At 64.2% G+C, this 17,415-nt stretch carries 14 protein-coding genes; 10 read left to right on the forward strand and 4 right to left on the reverse strand.

Annotated elements, in window-relative coordinates:
• Window positions 1–10 precede the first annotated feature (10 nt).
• From AAFL97_RS20305 to AAFL97_RS20325, 5 genes are all read left to right on the forward strand, one after another.
• On the forward strand, window positions 11–4,270 hold the full coding sequence (locus AAFL97_RS20305; protein WP_341646470.1) for an STY4851/ECs_5259 family protein: 4,260 nt from the start codon (window positions 11–13) through the stop codon (window positions 4,268–4,270).
• Window positions 4,271–4,301: 31 nt separating this feature from the next.
• Window positions 4,302–4,802, forward strand: a complete 501-nt coding sequence (locus AAFL97_RS20310) for a hypothetical protein (protein WP_341646471.1) — start codon at window positions 4,302–4,304, stop codon at window positions 4,800–4,802.
• On the forward strand, window positions 4,802–5,779 hold the full coding sequence (locus AAFL97_RS20315) for a hypothetical protein (protein ID WP_341646472.1): 978 nt from the start codon (window positions 4,802–4,804) through the stop codon (window positions 5,777–5,779). The genes AAFL97_RS20310 and AAFL97_RS20315 overlap by 1 nt, the downstream gene beginning before the upstream one ends.
• 176 nt (window positions 5,780–5,955) lie before the next feature.
• Window positions 5,956–8,373: a helicase-related protein gene (locus tag AAFL97_RS20320; protein ID WP_341646473.1), complete on the forward strand. Its 2,418-nt coding sequence runs from the start codon at window positions 5,956–5,958 to the stop codon at window positions 8,371–8,373.
• Window positions 8,374–8,676: 303 nt separating this feature from the next.
• On the forward strand, window positions 8,677–9,507 hold the full coding sequence (locus AAFL97_RS20325; RefSeq protein ID WP_341646474.1) for a hypothetical protein: 831 nt from the start codon (window positions 8,677–8,679) through the stop codon (window positions 9,505–9,507).
• Here the strand turns inward: AAFL97_RS20325 and AAFL97_RS20330 are convergent.
• Window positions 9,464–9,946 carry a DUF488 domain-containing protein gene (locus AAFL97_RS20330; RefSeq protein ID WP_341646475.1) on the reverse strand — a complete coding sequence of 161 codons (483 nt, stop codon included), beginning with the start codon at window positions 9,944–9,946 and terminating at the stop codon, window positions 9,464–9,466. The two genes, AAFL97_RS20325 and AAFL97_RS20330, sit on opposite strands and share 44 nt — an antisense overlap.
• Before the next feature lie 260 nt (window positions 9,947–10,206).
• Between AAFL97_RS20330 and AAFL97_RS20335 the strand changes: the two genes are divergently transcribed.
• Window positions 10,207–10,497 (forward strand): type II toxin-antitoxin system TacA family antitoxin, encoded by a 291-nt coding sequence (locus tag AAFL97_RS20335; RefSeq protein WP_341646476.1) that lies wholly within the window; start codon window positions 10,207–10,209, stop codon window positions 10,495–10,497.
• Between the two features lie 151 nt (window positions 10,498–10,648).
• Window positions 10,649–10,984 (forward strand): GNAT family N-acetyltransferase, encoded by a 336-nt coding sequence (locus tag AAFL97_RS20340; protein ID WP_341646477.1) that lies wholly within the window; start codon window positions 10,649–10,651, stop codon window positions 10,982–10,984.
• A 10-nt stretch (window positions 10,985–10,994) separates the two neighbouring features.
• Here AAFL97_RS20340 and AAFL97_RS20345 read toward each other — a convergent pair whose 3' ends face one another.
• Complete coding sequence (locus tag AAFL97_RS20345) at window positions 10,995–11,702, reverse strand: aminotransferase class I/II-fold pyridoxal phosphate-dependent enzyme (protein WP_341647212.1); 708 nt, start codon at window positions 11,700–11,702, stop codon at window positions 10,995–10,997.
• A gap of 98 nt (window positions 11,703–11,800) precedes the next feature.
• Between AAFL97_RS20345 and AAFL97_RS20350 the strand changes: the two genes are divergently transcribed.
• Both AAFL97_RS20350 and AAFL97_RS20355 read left to right on the forward strand, forming a co-directional pair.
• Window positions 11,801–12,058 (forward strand): hypothetical protein, encoded by a 258-nt coding sequence (locus tag AAFL97_RS20350; protein ID WP_341646478.1) that lies wholly within the window; start codon window positions 11,801–11,803, stop codon window positions 12,056–12,058.
• Window positions 12,059–12,061: 3 nt separating this feature from the next.
• Entirely contained in the window at window positions 12,062–12,490 is a 429-nt protein-coding gene (locus AAFL97_RS20355; RefSeq protein ID WP_341646479.1) for a TA system VapC family ribonuclease toxin, read from the forward strand.
• 80 nt (window positions 12,491–12,570) lie between these two features.
• On the opposite strand, the gene AAFL97_RS20360 is transcribed toward AAFL97_RS20355, so the two are convergent.
• Window positions 12,571–15,702, reverse strand: coding sequence for an SMC family ATPase (locus AAFL97_RS20360; protein WP_341646480.1), 3,132 nt, complete (start codon window positions 15,700–15,702; stop codon window positions 12,571–12,573).
• Window positions 15,699–16,901 (reverse strand): exonuclease SbcCD subunit D, encoded by a 1,203-nt coding sequence (locus AAFL97_RS20365; RefSeq protein ID WP_341646481.1) that lies wholly within the window; start codon window positions 16,899–16,901, stop codon window positions 15,699–15,701. Before AAFL97_RS20365 ends, AAFL97_RS20360 begins: the two co-directional genes overlap by 4 nt.
• A gap of 190 nt (window positions 16,902–17,091) precedes the next feature.
• Between AAFL97_RS20365 and AAFL97_RS20370 the strand changes: the two genes are divergently transcribed.
• Window positions 17,092–17,403: a BON domain-containing protein gene (locus AAFL97_RS20370; RefSeq protein ID WP_263460319.1), complete on the forward strand. Its 312-nt coding sequence runs from the start codon at window positions 17,092–17,094 to the stop codon at window positions 17,401–17,403.
• The last annotated feature ends 12 nt before the right edge of the window (window positions 17,404–17,415 follow it).

Below are 17,415 nucleotides of genomic sequence, written 5' to 3' on the forward strand. Positions count from 1 at the left end.
CGCCCTCCGCATGCAGTTGCTCTCCCGGCGTGGATTGGCAAGCCAGAACGGTCAGCCCCTCTACCAGTACCGTATCGACGACGAGGAGTTCGCGCGCATCCGCTCGGCACTCAAGGAATATGCCTGCCGCGACCCTTCCCTCGTCCCTGGCTATCCCGCCCTTTTCGTGTTGTTCGCAACAGAGTGGTGGCGGCGGTGCTTCGCCGGCAGCAACTGGTCATGGGAGCCTATCCTGTCCGAACTCGGGCTATCCTCCACCTGGGCACCCTCACGGCGCAGCGCATGCGTAGTGACCGGCCTTCAGGACTGGGGTCAGCGCCTACAGGAAGGTGGCCTGCATTATCTAGGAAGCATCGCCGTCCAGGGCGGCCTGCCGACGCGCTTGCTGGATGCCTCCAAAACGGGCGGCGGATGGCTGAAACGACTCCTGAGCAAAGTGCTTTGGCAGTCCCGGAACACCTTGGTCAATGTCAACGAAATCAAAACCTGGATCGTGGCCCAGGCCGGCGACCTGCCTCAGTCCTATCGCAGGGACGAGATCTTCACCCTCCTGGCGGGCGTAGCCGCCACTGTGCTCTCCCTCAAGCACGAAGCCCGTCTCACCAACAGCACGGAAGCCATCGAACACCTTGACCAAGTCGTGCCCGACTGGCGCACCAGATTCCCCCTGCCCATGGAGGACGCTGTCGCTCAATCCCTCCTGGAAACCCTGATCCGGAATGTGGCCGACGCACGGTTCGCGCGTCCAGCGATGATCCTGTCCGTGTCCCGTTATCTTGAACGAGGCGCATCAGGAGACTGGGGGTTTTACTCCCGCATGGAACTCGGAGATGCCTTGCCCGCTGCCGCCATGAGCGCACTGTTCGCCGTGGATCAGTCGGAGCTGCCGGATGGCGTGTCGGAATGCGCTGCCAGTGCCGGTGGTATGACCCGCCGTGCTGCGGTGCGCAAGGTGGCCGGGGCAACATCTGCCTACCGACCCTACACGGGCCAGTTCTCCTGGTCCGGCGCGGATGCCTCAAACGTGCACCGCCTGACGTGGAACGCTGCCGACGGGCGCACTTGGTCCGCCATCGCGCCACGGGGAGAGGCACTGGACGAAAACATGCCCTGGCTCTTCGCGGATACGGACTCGTATCCCACTTTCATTCGCCAAGGGGCAGGCCGCACGTCCATTGCATCGGTTCTTGCGTGTGTGCCGGAATCCTGGACATGGCACCCCGTCGATGGCGGCCAAATCGATCTTCTCGGAAGCCTTGCGGGGCAGAGCCGGGCGATTCTGCGCTGTGTCGGACAGGCAAGGCTTGTCGACGCCGATGGCGGGATCTTCACGCTGAAGACCGGTCAGGCCGAGTCCGATGCTCTGGCCTTCACGCTTACCGGCACCCACTACTGGTTGGATTTCCTCTCTCCCTCAGCCGCCTTCTTTGGCAAACCGGCCCTGAACAGCGTCACCTCCGACGGCCATTTGCTGCCGTCCCTGCTCCCCGTCCAGTGGCTATGCAACGGTCGCCCCGCCGAAACCCCATGCGGTCCTCTCACCGCCATCGTTTCCCAACACGGCGAGACCGTCTTGCGCGCCCGCGCACTACTGCTTCCCAGGAGTGCGGGGCACGTTCTCGTGCCCCGCAGTGCCCGCCACGGCGAAATCATCCTGAAGCAATGGGGGATATCTGGTGCCCGGCTCCTTGGTGAATCAGCAACGTTATCATGCAGTAGCAATGGCGAGGATCTGGTGCTTGCCTTTGCCGTGCCGGAGGGGAAGACAACGCCGGAAACCGTGGAGATCGAGGCTCTGTGGCCTGATAACCGCATGACAGCCCGGGTTCGCCTGCCTTTCCCGGCTCTCGGGGTTCGGGCCTTCGCTGCCGACGGCGTCGAACTCCGGACCCGGAACAGGCTCTGCGCCCAGGACCTTGCCGGTATACGCCTCATGGTGGTCTCGCCGCCAAACGATCTGCCCATCCATCTTTCCTTGTACGTGAGGGACGAACGTCACGGCCGGCAAGTGAAACTCCATCCGCAGCCCGGCAGCCATCAACTCACCATTCGCCTACAAGACTATGCGACCGAAATTGCACACCTGTTGTCCATCGACGACGAGACGGACGCCAAGGTGCGCTTCAAGTTGCAGGTTGGCGATGCCGAACCCTTCCTGCTGACCATCCACCGCTACGGCGCCGTGCTGAACCGGGGGGACGATGCACTTTCCCTTGGCCCAGAAGATGCCGAACACGCTGACAGCGCGGTGGTCATGGCGATTCGGTTGCAGGATCCAGCCAGCGAGGCCGATGTCCTGCCCACCGAGAATGTGTCTTGGTCATGGCGGTTCGGCCAGCAGAGCCGGGAGCCCGGCGCATGGCTTGTCTATCCGGGGAAGGGCTCCCGCCTGGCGTTTCGCCCGACGCTCTGGCCGGTCCCTGGCAAGGTCACGACAGACAGCCCGTGGGCTCGTGCCATCGGGCACGCCAGCCCGGATATGCGCGCCAGGGCATTGGACGAAGTGCTTGCGGGCATGGCGAGGGATTTCGGCGACCCAGCCTGGGCAGACGTCGAACGCCTGGCCAGCCATGCTGGACATCTCCCCCTGTCCAATCTGGATATGTGGAAGCGGTTCGCCAGGTCGTCTTCGGCCATGGCCGCGATGGCGCTCCGGCTCGGCAGCCTGGACGAAGGTTTCCGCTTCCGCTTCGACCAGGAACTGCCGTTCGCCTGGGAGACCATCCCGACACAAGTCTGGCGCGATGCCATTCAGGAAAGCCGACGCCATATCCTGGCCATGCTGCCTCCCGATACCGGCGAAGCGGTCTTCCCGGTCCACATCAGATCCCGCATGGACGAGTTGCTCGCTCGGCACAATGCCCTGGCCTATCAACTCGGCATCGCCAGCAGTGGCATTCTGCTTGGTTTGGAGAACGAGCTTGCCAGACTGCGCCAAATAGGCAGAGTCCGCGACACGCTCCTGGGAGCGGCTTACCAGGCGCTCATCACGCGCCAGTCCGCAGGTCAGTGGCCCGACGGATTCGACGCCATCCTGAAGCGTGCCCGCCGCAACCCCACGCTACAACCGTTCCTGATGGACACGGCCCTGCGGCATCACCTCGGCGTGGTCAACCTTCCCATCATTGTGGCCGTGCAGACGGCCGTGGAACCAGACCGAGCAATGGTTCGACGCACCTCACGAAATCCACCTTCTGCGCACGGTGAAACACTTCGATCCCGACTGGTTCGAGACGGCCTACAGTTACACGCTCGCAAGCTGCCTTTTCAAAATCCCATGATGCAATTCAAATACATCTTTCCGACCCTCGCCCACCGCAGCTCTCTGGCTGCCATTCAGCGGCTCGGCTTCGACAGTCCGCCCCTCAGGCGTCACCTCAAGGATCTGTTTGGGCAACCCTACGGAAACGATGGCGCACTGCTGGCGGACCCCGTCTTCGAAGCCGTATTCGGCTGGCGTACGGCGGACGCGAGCCTTGGGGATCTGGCCGGCGGGCTCCTCCACGAAAGCCTGGTCCACGCCCTGGACAATCCCCCGGCAGACCTTGCCGACACATACCGCTTCCAGCGCAGCCGGCGGCCCTATACCCACCAGCTTGCGGCGTGGGAACACCTGCACAGCCCGGTCCCGCAGTCCGTGGTGGTGTCCAGCGGCACGGGTTCCGGCAAGACGGAATGCTTCATGGTGCCGCTCCTGGATCACCTGGCCCGCCTCCATGACCAGCATGGCGGCAACCTGGTGGGCGTACGGGCACTGTTCCTGTATCCGCTCAACGCACTCATCAATAGCCAGAGGGAACGCCTGCGGGCCTGGACTCACGCTTTTGGGGGAGGCATCCGGTTCTGCCTCTACAACGGCAACACTCCAGAAACCGTACGCAGCGACGTCCAGAACGCCAATCCCTGCGAGGTACTCAGCCGTGACACCCTGCGGGCCTCACCTCCGCCCATCCTGGTTACAAACGCGAGCATGCTCGAATACATGCTGGTTCGGGGTGTGAGACGCGCCGATCCTTGCCCGCTCACAAGGGATGCTGGAATGGGTGGTGCTGGACGAGGCCCACACCTACATCGGCTCCCAGGCGGCCGAGGCGGCCCTGCTGATCCGCAGGGTGCTGCACGCCTTCGGCGTGCAGCCCGAGAACGTACGGTTCGTGGCCACGTCAGCCACCATCGGCGGCCCTCAAGGCGAGGCAGGGCAGAAACTGCGGGCCTTTCTTGCCGACGTCGCCGGCACCGACATCGGCCGTGTGCATCTCGTAGCGGGTGAGCGCCTCATCCCTTCCCTGGACGCCATCGAGGTGCAGAACGCCCTTGGGCTGGACGCGCTACAGACGATCGATCCCGGCGCGCTGGTTTCCGTGCCGCGCTTTTCCGCCCTGTGCGAGAACAAGACGGCCCGCCGTCTGCGAGACCGTTTCGCGCCGACAAAGGACCGATCTGGTGTGGCGACCCTGTCCGAGATCTGCGAAATCGTCTTCGGCAGGAGGGACCACTACGAACTCGGCCAGCAACAGGAAGCCCTGGCGTGGCTCGATCTGATCTCCGGCACCCAGGACAACACAGGAGGGGGCCGCCACGATGGCGACACGTTCACGCCCCTGCGCGCTCACCTCTTCCACCAGACCGTCTCCGGCATCTGGGCCTGCGCGGACCCGGCCTGCACGCATAAGCCGGGAACGGAACTCGATCACGCGGACTGGCCTTTCGGTCGTGTCTATCTGGAACCCAGGAAGCATTGCGCCTGCGGCGCCCCGTGTACGAGGCGGCGTTCTGCGACGACTGCGGACACGTATACCTGATGGCCGGAGACCGGAACGGGCATCTGCTTCATCTTCAGCCTCAGGCGCTGCTGGACGAATTCGAACTGGACGTCGAGCAGGACAGCGGTGGAGACGACGAGGAACAGGAAGAAGCGAATCGGCAGTTCAAGCTCCTGGTCTGCAACCAACCCTTGCACGGCACCTCCCGGATCGGCGTGGACAAGCTCTCCCGGCGGATCGTGACCCCGGGGGCAGAAGCTGCCCTGGATGTGATCGTGGCCGAAAGTCACGGAAACTCCCCGCCGTGCCCGGACTGCCGCGCGACCAGCAACCGGACCCGGCCATTGTTCATCCCCTTCCGACTCGGCGCCCCCTTCATGGTGACCAACCTGCTGCCCAGCCTGCTGGAATTCGCCCCGGACAGCGACAGCCCGGCCAAACACCCCTATCGTGGCCGCCGGCTGCTGGCTTTCAACGACAGCCGTCAGGGCACGGCGCGCATGGCGGGCAAGCTTCAACAGGACGCGGAACGCAATCGTGTTCGCGGGTTGGTATACCACCTCGCCCTGCAACACAGCCGAGAGGGGGATCAGTCGGAGATCGAATCCACCAGGAGTCTGATTCAGCAGCTCGAATTCCTCGTCGACGAGAATCCGGCTCTGGCGGATACGATTGCCAAGCAGCGCGCCAAGCTTACCCAACTCATCCAACCCAGGCCGATCGACTTCAATACCCTTGCTCTGCGCCTGTCCCAGCAATCCCAGGATTTCAATCGCATGGTGGAAACCTATCGCCGCAATGTCCCGGAGGTATTCGGTGACGGCGGAGGCGTCCTGGAATTGGCCCGTATGTTCCTGATGCGGGAGTTCGGCCGCCGGCCCAAGCGTCTCAACAACCTCGAATCGATGGGCCTGGTGGCGGTGGTGTATACCCCGGCCTGGCGCGAATCCAGGATCTGCCCAGGTTCGTCGCACAAAATACGGATTTCACCCTCGACGAATGGCGCCAGCTCCTGAAGATCGTACTGGACCAGTTCGTGCGCGGCGGCGGCTCCCTGATGTACCCCCCGCCGTGGAAAAACTGGCTCGGCCAGCGCTTCACCCTGAACCACCTCATAGACCGGGATGCCGGCGCCAGCGCGCCTAACCAACGGTACTGGCCCCGGGTGTCCCGAAGCCGGGATCGCAGTACCGTGATCCGCTTGCTGGCCCATGTGCTCCAGCTCAACCCCCAAGTTCCCCATCACGAGGACATCCTGGACGGCATCCTGCTCGATGCCTGGCATGCCCTCACAAGCGCCTCGAACGTCCTGACCTTGGATGCGAACGGCTATACCTTGCATCTCGAAGGCATGGCCTTCCTGCCTATGGCCGAGGCTTGGCAATGTCCGGTCACGCGCCGGTTCCTGGATACCACCTTGCGCGGTGTCACCCCCTATCTGCCTCGCACAGCGTCTCCGGCGCGTGCCCAGTGCCAGCGCATTTCGTTACCCCTCTATGACATACCCTTCGGCGGCACGCCGGACGACATCGTCCGCGTTCATCGAGGGCGGGACTGGCTTGCGGCTCAGGACAGCCTCACTCCCTTGCGCGAAGAGGGATTCTGGGGCGATCTCAACGACCGGGTTATCGAACTGCCCCCTTACTTCACGGCGGCCGAACATTCCGCCCAGCAGACCTCCGGCAGGCTCAAGGTCTATGAGGATGACTTCAAACGTGGGGATCTCAATCTGCTGTCCTGCTCGACCACCATGGAAATGGGGATCGACATCGGCGGTATCAGCATCGTAGCCATGAACAACGTGCCACCAAACCCGGCCAACTACCTGCAGCGGGCCGGACGGGCCGGGCGGCGGCGGGAACCCCGCTCCCTGTCCATGACCCTGTGCAAGTCGAACCCCCACGACCAGACGGTCTTCTCCAACACACGCTGGCCCTTCGACAGCCTCCTGCCTGCGCCACGCGTCTCCCTGGATAGCCCCGTCATCGTCCAACGGCACATCCATTCTCTGCTGCTGGCCGCATTCATGCAGGAGGTGCTCATGGGCAGCGGCCAGGAGCAGACACGCCTGACCTGCGGCATGTTCTTCCTCAACGACGCATCCCTCGCCGCGCGATTCGCAGACTGGAGCCGCCAGCTTCCACGCCCCGACCAACAGCCCGTCGTTGACGGTGTGCGCATGCTTCAGCGCAAAACTTGCCTCGAGAGCCGGCCAATCGACGCGATTGCCTTGGATGCGGCCCGATCCATCGAGGCCATCGCCGGAGCTTGGCGGCTGGAACATGGCAACCTGAGCGCCGAACTCGCCCGTCTGATAGCTGGCGGCCGGGAGTCCCCGGCATCCCGGGCGGTCACCCTGCAACTCACCCGCATGGAAGACGAGTACCTGCTACGCGAACTGGCAACCCGCGGTTTCCTGCCGGTATATGGATTCCCCACTCACATTGCATCCTTCGACAACTACACGCGCGGGCAATTTCTGCGCGAGCGGCGCCAGCGGGAGCAGGGCCGGCGAGAAGACAACGTCTCCCAGCGTCGCGAACTCGCCAGCCGTGACCTGCAGACGGCCCTGCGGGAATACGCGCCCGGGGCCGAAGTGGTCATGGACGGCCTCGTGTTCCGCTCCAGCGGGGTGACCCTGAACTGGCACATCCCCGCTGCCCAGACAGACGTGCGGGAAATCCAGGAATTCCGCTGGGCCTGGCGTTGCAGCAAATGCGGCGCAAGCGGCTCCACCCTCAGTTTCGACAGTGCTGGCCACTGCACGGAATGCGGCGAAAAAATCAAAGACCAGGACCGCAATGAGTTCCTCGTACCGGCCGGATTCGCCGTGGACTTCCACAAGGAACCCAACAACGATATCAATTCCCAGCACTTCGTGCCTGTGGAGCGTCCCTGGGTGAACGCCCACGGCGACTGGCATCCCTTGTTCAACGGACGCGGACGCTATCGGATGTGTACGGATGGTCACATCCTTTTCCACTCCCGTGGGATCAACGGTACCGGCTATGCCCTGTGCCTTTCTTGCGGCCGCGCAGAACCCATGACCCCGGGCGATCCCCCAGGCAACCCGATCGGCGGCATCCCTTCGGTCTTCCAGACACAGCATAACAAACTGCGTTGCTCCGACGACCACCAGGGCATATGCGAAGGCAGCCACAACGAATGGATGATCAAGCGTGGCACCCTGCTTGGCCACGAGACCCTGTCCGACATGCTAGAAATCCAGCTACAAAACGAGGCAGGGCTATGGATGAACGACAAGACCGTTGCCCAGACTCTGGCCGTCGCCCTGCGCGACGAACTCGCGGAGATGATCGGGGTACAGGCGAGCGAGCTGGGCTGCGACTTCAAGCCGGCCCTGACCCCCGACCATTCCGCCTGCTGCTCCATCCTAATCTACGATCGCTATGCCGCCGGTTACTCCTCAGGGCTTCAGGACGGCGATCTTGCCACCCTGTTCGAGAATGCCCGCCGTCGCCTCGATTGTCCTGCGCGGTGCGACAGCGTATGCCCCCATTGCGTCCTAGACTTCGATCAGAGATTCAATGCGGAAGCGCTGGACAGATACACAGCATTGACTTTTTTATCTGAACCTTGGTTTGTTTAAAATAGGCCGCCACCCACCCTATCATGAACAGGGTGCTGCACTTCATTCTAGAGCTCGCCCTCTATATTAAGAACATCATTATTATCCTTATCACTCCACCATCGCCAGTGCCAGGCGCCGCACACTAAGACCATGAGCATTAGCATCAACTCATATCAAGTCAACCTGCAACACAAAGAGCATTGTGATCAACGCTTATCATCACGGAAAAAATGAAATGTCAGCGAACATCGGAAACAAGGCCAAGCAGCTATTTTGACCCTGAGAGGCTACGGCCGCGGAAACCACTGGAGGAAACAACCAATGGCATTTGATCGAATGGAACGTATTCTGATTTTGGCGAAGACGTACCCCTCGCCCAGTGCCCAATACGTCGAAACATCGTGTGTTGCAGGTATCAGTCAAGACGGCTCAATGCGGCGCCTTTATCCAGTTCCTTTCCGAATGATTGAGGAAGGCCAGCAATTCAGAAAATGGCAGTGGATCAACGCCCGGATCGAGAAGACCAACAAGGATCACAGACCTGAGAGCCACAAGCTCTACGTCGACACTATTACCTGTGGAGATGTAATCGACACACGGAAGGAGTGGACGTCACGTTGGGAATGGTTGGATAAGATCCCAATATTCGACAACTTCGATGCTATCGAATCTGGACGGCTCAGCGACCAATTATCGATTGCACTGCTGCGCCCCAAGCGGCTGCTAAGCCTCGAAATCACCAAGGCTCGGAACAAAGACTGGACAAAAGAAGAAAAAGAGAAGCTGATGCGCGAACAGATGCAGGGCAACCTCTTCTCTGAAGCTGAGGCAAAGCGGCAAGTGACGGAGCTACGCAAGGTACCGTTCGATTTCTACTATCGGTACGTATGCGACACACCGGAGGGCGAAAAGGAGCACAAGCACAAGATCGTCGACTGGGAGGCTGGTGCATTGTTTTGGAACTGCCGCCGCAGCCACGGGACGGCCTGGGAAACACCGTTCCGCTCTAAGCTGGAGCAACAACTCGCCAGCAAGGATTTGATGTTCCTGATGGGCAATCAGCACCGATTCCAAGACCAGTGGTTAATCATCAGCCTGGTTTATCCTCCTAAGCGAAAGCCAGTGGAATCAAGGCAGGGTTCGTTATTCTAGTGTCTACAGCCTTGATGTGTTCAACACCCGCACCGCAGTAATCGCGCACAGCATTGGCCACCATCGAACGGTGGCAAAAATTGAAATCGGCCTCGTAGCACAGCAGCGCACAATTCGACGAACTCACCAACTCTGACAGTTCGACAATAGCGGCACCTTGCAACTTGAGGTGCTCCAGGAAACCTTCAGTGTAGTTCTTCCAATTACCATCTGCACGATAGCGGTCACGCACAGGCTTCGGGCAACCCAAATCAGCCATATGAATGTACTCAAGACCAGAAATGTTCAGCACACTAGCCAGCGATTTTTTTGAAAACCCAGGCTTGCGCGACAGAGGTAACTCGCGGATATCCACGACGGTATCGATGCCGTGCTCAGCAAGCAACGACATAAACCCGTCTATATCCAATCCCTCATATCCTATGGTGAAAACAGTCATATTTGCGCCCCTCTAACCTGAGAATTCTAACGAAGAAGGGGGTACAGTGACGAGCTCTGATACAATTACGTTTTTTCGTTTCCAGACAACAGTACAGGCTGCCAATGCAATGATCGTAGCGACGGACTAGTCGCACGCAACATTGTAGATAGATGATCCGACGATAATGGCAGCGCTACGCCTCAGCCCACCACGGCAGCCGCGTAATGACACTGACAGTACACAGTGCTATGCTTCTTGAGCTCATAGGAGATCGAGCTATGCCCCCAATGACTGTCCTACCAGGCAGGCGTGAAACGCTGAACATCCGCATCAAGCCGGAAGAACGCAGCCTCATCGATCGTGCCGCCAAGGTCCGCGGCAAGAACCGTACCGATTTCGTGCTGGAGGCCGCTCGCGCAGCAGCCGAAGATGCCTTGCTGGATCGGGCCCTCATTTCCGCCGACCCACAAGCCTACACTGCCTTTCTGGCACGGCTGGACATGCCGCCACAACCCAATGAGCGCCTGCGCAAGACCATGCAGACGCCAGCCCCGTGGGAGAAAGAATGACGCTCTGCGCGCCACAGCCACTGGCTGCGCACCACGACATCCAGTCGTTTACCTGTGGCACGAACAGCCTGGATCAATGGCTCAGACGCCGTGCCCTGAAGAACCAGGCCACCGGGCTTCCAGGACCTTCGTCGCCAGTGAAGGCAGGCGCGTGCTCACCTACTACGCGCTGGCGTCGAGTGCAGTAATTCACGACGCAGCCCCCGGCAGCTTCCGCCGCAACATGCCTGACCCCATTCCGGTCGTGGTGCTGGGCAGGTTGGCAGTCGATCTGTCCTGGCAGGGACGAGGACTGGGCCGCGCACTGGTCAGGGATGCGGGCCACCGTGTGATCCAGGCGGCAGACGTCATTGGCATCCGAGGCATTCTGGTGCATGCGCTCTCCATTGAGGCCAGGGACTTCTACGAACGCATCGGATTCGAGCCCTCACCGCTCGACCCGATGACGCTGATGGTCACATTAGCAGACCTGCAAGCGAGTCTGTAAGCCCCATCCCTTACCCCTCCCCCACTCCAGCGCCTCCTTCACCCGCTCTAGCGCCCACTGCAAACGCTCCACCATCCACCGATCCCAGCGCCAGCCGCAACGCACGGGGAACGTGGAGGGTCGTAGCAAAAGGTTCTGCAGTGGATACCGCGATGCCTTGCTCGTTCAGCATCGCCGCAACCTGATCCGCACGGCAGTCAGGGCCGAGTGGAAGCCATACGAAGTAGGAATCGGGATAGCGCACCATCGGCAGCCCGGCCAGCACCTCGGCGGCAATGGCCTGCCGGTTATGGACGTCCTCGCGCTTTTGCACTTCCAGGCGGGCAGCCGTGCCGTCCTCGATCCAGCCGCAAGCGATGGAAGTCACCACGCAGGAGGTATTCGACGTCGTCGCGCGGATGGCGCGCTCGATGCCGCGGATGTGGGCCGGTGCCGCCGCGATGAAGCCGAAACGCAGGCCGGTGGCGACGCTCTTGGACAGGCTGGAGACGTAAATTGTGCGTTCGGGCGCCAGTTGGAACAGCGGCGGCGGAGGCTGCTCGACGAGGAAAGCGTAGGCGGCGCCCTCGATCAGCAGCAGGTCGTGGACACGGGCCACGGCCACCAGCCGCTGTCGCGCGGCTTCATCCATCACGCAGCCCAGCGGGTTGTGCAGCGTGGGCATCGCATATACCGCGCGCACCGGGCGTGTGCGGCAGAGCTGCGCCAAGGCTTCCACAACGGCCAATCATGAAACGATGATTTCCACATGAGTCTTGTCATTCTGATGTTTGGTGTACTAGCATCAAACATCAGAATCTAGATGGAGTGCCTCCCATGCGCACAACGCTCGATATTGCCGACGACGTACTTTTCGCAGCCAAGGAATTGGCTCGCCGGGAAAAAAAACCGCTGGGTCAGGTGATCAGCGAACTGGCACGCCGGGCCTTCACCCTGCCTGGCGATGCAGCCGAATCTTCACCGCCGAGTGCCGAAGAACCGCTCGCGGCCTATGGCATCCATCCCTTGCCGCCACGCGGCGCGGTCATCAGCAACGAGCTCATCGACCGGCTGCGCGACGAAGAAGGCGTTTGACCGATGCGTGCCCTGCTCGACGTGAACGTGCTGATTGCGCTGCATGACTGCGATCACGTGCATCATCAGACCGCATCCCGCTGGTTCCAGGCGAACATTCAGCATGGCTGGGCCAGTTGCCCGCTCACCCAGAACGGCTGCCTTCGCATCATGGCGCAACCTGGCTACAGCCAGGCACAACCGCTGGCGGCCCTGCTGGCAATGCTGGCTCGTTCCACTTCGACGCCCTTCCACGAATTCTGGCCGGACGACATCAGCGTGCTCGATTCCGCGCATTTCAACCACGCCCACATCCACGGCCCGCGGCAACTGACCGACCTGTATCTGCTGAGTCTGGCGGTACGCCACGGCGGCCGCCTGGTCAGCTTCGATCAGCGCATTCCCTTGAGCGCGGTGCCAGACGCACGGGCCAAACATCTGGTGTTGCTGTGAATGCTTGACGGCGTAAACCCGTTCCAGCAGGTAAGGGCAGATCGGGCCACGCAAGTGGCACCCTCCCCCTGCAAAACGGATCAGCCATCCTTCCCCGCCCCGGCCATCCGCACCCTGCTCCCCCTCACCCCCTGCACCACTTCGATCGCCGTACCGATCTGCTGCTTCATGTCCTCGACGTGCGAGATCACGCCCACCGTGCGGCCGCGCTGCTGCAGGTCGATGAGGGCGCGCATGGCCATGTCGAGCGATTCGGGGTCGAGGCTGCCGAAGCCTTCGTCGATGAACAAGGTGTCGAGCTGCACGCCGCCGGCGTAGGCCTGCACCACGTCGGACAGGCCGAGCGCGAGCGACAGCGAGGCCATGAAGCCTTCGCCGCCGGACAGCGTGCTGGCCGGGCGGGCGCGGCCGGTGTAGTCGTCGAACACTTCCAGGTCCAGCCCGGCGGCGCGGCGGGCGTCGGCGACATCCTCGCGCCGCTGCAGCAGGTAGCGGCCGCGGCTCATCGCCTTCAGCCGCAGCGAGGCGGCGCGCAGCACGTCGTCGAGCAGGGCGGCGAGCACGTAGCGCTGGAAGGTGAGGTTGCGGCCGTTGTCGCCGTTGGCGACCTCGGCCAGGTGGCCGACGACGCGGTATTCGGCTTCGATGGCGCCGTGTTCGCGGGCGATGTCGGTCAGCAGTGAAAGCGTGCGCGCCAGCTTGTGCTGTTCTCCGCGGTTGTGGGTGATGCGGGCGACGACGGCTTCGACCTGTTCGCGGCAGGCGGTGGCGCGGGCGTCGAGTGCGGTGAGGTCCGGCGGCGTCAGCCCGTCGATGGCCTGCGCGGCGCGCTGCTTGCGCTCCTGCGCGGCGGCGAACTGTTCATCGGCGCTGCGGATCTGCCGTGCGAGCGCGTCCATCTGCTCGGCGGACAGCACAGCCGCGCGCCATGTGGCTTCGGCGGCATCGGACCTGGCACCGCCGGCCATGCCTGAGCCGGCCGCAGCAAAACCGGCGGCGTGCAGCGCATCGGCGAACTGCGCGGCGGCTTCGGCCACGCGCACTTCGGCGGCGCGGGCGGCAAGGGCCTGGGCGTCGCGCTGGGCGCGTTGCGCTGCATCGTGGTTCAGGGCTTGCCGCTGCGCCTCCTGGGCGGCCTGCAGCGCAGTTTCTAACTGCTGGCGCCTGGCCCGCACCGCCGCCAGCGCGGTGCCGAGCGCCTGCGGCGAGCGCAAGGCTTCGGGCACGGCGCTGCGCCTTTCCTCTGCCACGCGCAGGGCGCCTTCGGCCATGCTGGCCGCCGCCGCGGCCTGCTTGCGCGCGTCGTCGAGCGCAGCCTGGGCGGCAACCAGTGCGGTCTCGCTTTGCCGCAGTTGCCCGCGTACTTGCTCGACTTCGGCCGCCGCGGCACGCGCGGCCTGCAAGGCTGTCCGCAATGCGGGCAAGTCCTCGTCGACGCTGGCGCCGAACAGGTCTTGCTGTACCCGATCATCGGCAGCGCCGACGTGCAGCGCAGTCTGGCGCGTGTTCACTTCGGCCTGGGCCGCGGCGCGTTGCTGCGCGGCCTCGTCCCTGCCGTGGCGGGCGGCTTCCATCGCGGCTTCGGCTTTTCGAAGAGCGTCGCGCGCGGCCTGCAAAGCCTGCTCGGTGGGCAGTTCGCCGTCGAAACGGGCCGGCGACGGGTGCGAGGCGCTGCCGCACACCGGGCAGGCGTCGCCGTCGTGCAGATGATGGGCGAGGATGGCCGCCTGCGCACGGCGCCAGCCTGCATCCAGGGCATCGCACGCTTCGCGCTGGCGCAGCATCTGCTGCTGCGCAGCTTCGAACGCCTGCCGTTTCGCCTCCTCCAGCATTTGCGCCTGTTTCAGTCTGGCAAGGCTGGCATCGAGACCGGCCTGCGCCTGTGCACGCTGTTCGGCCTGCTGCATGCGCAGGCCCAGTACCGCCGCCTGCGCGGCCTGGGCCTGCAGGGTGTCGATGCGGCCGGCGAGCTGGCTGCGCTGGCTGTCGAGCGTTTTGCACTCAGCTTCTGCCTGTGTGAGCCGAGCATCGGCCCCGACACGTTGGCGCTGGCTGTCCAGCAAGGCGGTTTCCGCTTCGGCGAGGCGGGCGACGGCATCGGACAAGGCTTCGAGCCGCATCTGTTCGCGTTGCGCGGCTTCGCGCTCGTCACCGCGCGCGGCCTCGGCCTGCAGCGCTGCATCGGCGTCGTGCAATGCCTTGGCCGCCTGTTCGGCGGCTTGCGCGGCCTGCCGCGCGCGCTGTTCGGCCTCGGCTGCGGCGCTGCGGGCGGCAGACAGTGCGGCGGCGGACGGCGACACCTGTTGCGCACGCCGGGCATCGTCCAGGCGCAGGCGCCGGGCATCGGTTTCCGCCCGCCCGGCCATCAGCGCGGCAAGCGCCGCAGCCGCGGCCTGGGCTTCGGCGAAACGGGCCGCGGTCGCCTGCCCCTGCTGCAGCGCGGCGCGGGCAGCGCCATCCGCGTCGCGGGCGGCTTTTTCCTCCGCTTCCAGTGCCGTCAGCGCAGCGCCGAGACCATCCAGGCGGACGGCCAGGTCTTCGGCCGTTTCCGCCTCGGCCTGCTGCAGCAAGGTGGCGCGCCGCAGGCTGGCCTGCTCGCCGCGTTCGCGCAGCACGGCGGCCTCGGCTTTCAGCGCGTCCTGCAGGCGCTTGTAGGCGGCGGTGCCGAACAAGGTTTCGAGGATCTTCTCGCGCTCGGCCGAACTCGCCGCCAGCAGCTTGCGGAACTGACCCTGCGGCAGCAGCACGACCTGGCGGAACTGCTCGGCCTTGAAGCCGAGCAGGGCCTCGACCTGCTGGGTGACTTCGGTCGTTCGCTGCGCCAGCGGCTGCCAGCTCTGGCCATCGGCGTCGAAGCGGAAGAGTTCGGCCTTGGCCGGCGCATTGACCACGCCGCCGCCGCGCTGGGCTGCGCGCGACTGCTCCGGCACGCGGCGCACCCGGTAGCGCTGGCCGCCGAGGGCGAATTCCAGTTCGACTTCGGTCTGCAGCGCGGCGTCGGCATGGTGGCTGCGCATTTCGCGCGCACTGCGCTCGCCGCCGGAGGTGTCGCCGTACAGCGCGTAGGTGATGCCGTCGAGGATGGAAGTCTTGCCTGCGCCGGTGGGACCGGAGATCAGGAACAGCGCACCGGGCGGCAGGCGGGTGAAATCCACCGTCTCGCGCCCGGCGAAGGGGCCGAAAGCCTGCAGGCTGAGCTTGAGCGGCTTCATGCGTGGCGCGCCTCCCGTTCCAGCCGCTCGGCGATGCGCTCGAGCACGGCCGTGCCGGCTTCGTCGAGCGGCTGGCCGGTGGTGTCGCGATGGAAGCTGGCGAACAGATCCTGCATGCGCACGCGGCGATGGTCCGCCGCCGCCCGCCCCGGGCCGTCGCCAAGTAGTTGCGGACGTTCGATGGCGAGCGCGTTGGGATGGATGCTGCGCAGCCGGCCCATGGCGTCGAGCAGCGCGCCGCTGTCGGTGAGACGAGCGAGGATGTAGTCGTCGCGCGCCGGATCGGCCGCACCGGCGGCGAGGATGGCGTCGAGCGGGCCTTCGACGATGCGCAGGTCGCGGCGCGGCGTCAGCGCGATGCGTTCGACCGTGCAGGCGCCGGCGGCATCGAGCTCGACCAGGTTCACCGACTTGACGTGATCCGCCTCGGAGAACGAGTACTTCAGCAGCGAGCCGGAGTAGTGAATGGCCCCCCGCCGCCCACCCTGCTGGACACGCGCCTGCCCCACTTGCTGCGGCCGGTGCAGGTGGCCCAGCGCGACGTAGTCGAAGCCGTCGAACAGTGCCGCATCGACCGCGCCGCTGGCGCCGACCGACAGCGGCCGCTCGGATTCGCTTTCGCTGCCGCCGAGCACGAAGGCATGGGCGACGACGACGCTGCGCGCACCCTGCGGCTGCGCCGCACGCGCGGCCTGCAGCTGCACCGCCAGTACGGCCTGGTGGGAATCGATCGCGCGTGCGGCGTCTGCGCCGTCTTCGCCCTGCTGGCCGGCGACCGCGCTGCGCACGACGGCGGGTTCGGCGTAGGGCAGCGCATGGATCGCGACCACGCCGTGCGCGTCGTGCAGCACCAGCGGCCGGGGCTGCGGCTCGAACGGGCCGCGCACGGTCAGCCCCGCGCCGCCGAGCAGGCCGGCGCCGAAAGCGAGGCGGTCGGGGCCGTCGTGGTTGCCGGCGATCATCACCACCGGAATGCGCAGCCCCCGCACCAGTTCGGTCAGCACCAGGTCGAGCAGGCGCACCGCCTCGGCCGGCGGCACCGAGCGGTCGTAGATGTCGCCGGCCAGCAGGATGGCATCGGGCCGCACGTCGGCAGCAAGGCGGACGAATTCGCCCAGGATGTGGGCCTGGTCTTCGAGCAGCGAAACGCCGTGATGCACACGGCCGAGATGCCAGTCGGCGGAATGGAGGAAGCGCATGGCGGCTGAAGTGTTCGGATGAATGCCGGATGGAAATGCGGAGCGGCTGACAGAATCGTCCTACAACGCAATCCGCGCTGTCGGACAGCGCCGGGTCGGCCCCGAGGATACATTTGAATCGCACCTGCAGGCGGGAATGAAGCCCGCCGCGGATATCCGGGAAAGCCCGCGAATACCAAGGAGACGCATCATGAAACATACCGCTGCCACGCTCGCCCTGTCCGGTCTGCTCGCCTTCACCGCAGTCGGCTGCGCCGTCACCCGCGACCAATCCACCGTCGGCGAGTACGTCGATGACGCCACCATCACCACTCGAGTGAAAGCGAAGTTCGCCGAAGATCCGACCGTCAGCGCCATGGCGATCAGCGTCGAGACGCTGAAAGGCACGGTCCAGCTCTCCGGCTTCGCCAAGAGCGCCGCCGAACGCAGCCGCGCCGCCGACATCGCCCGCAGCACGCCGGGCGTGCATGCGGTCAAGAACGACATCGTCATCCGCCAGTAAGCCCCGGCCAAG

Origin of the sequence: Thauera sp. SDU_THAU2 (assembly GCF_038260575.1) — a bacterium.
Taxonomy (GTDB): domain Bacteria; phylum Pseudomonadota; class Gammaproteobacteria; order Burkholderiales; family Rhodocyclaceae; genus Thauera.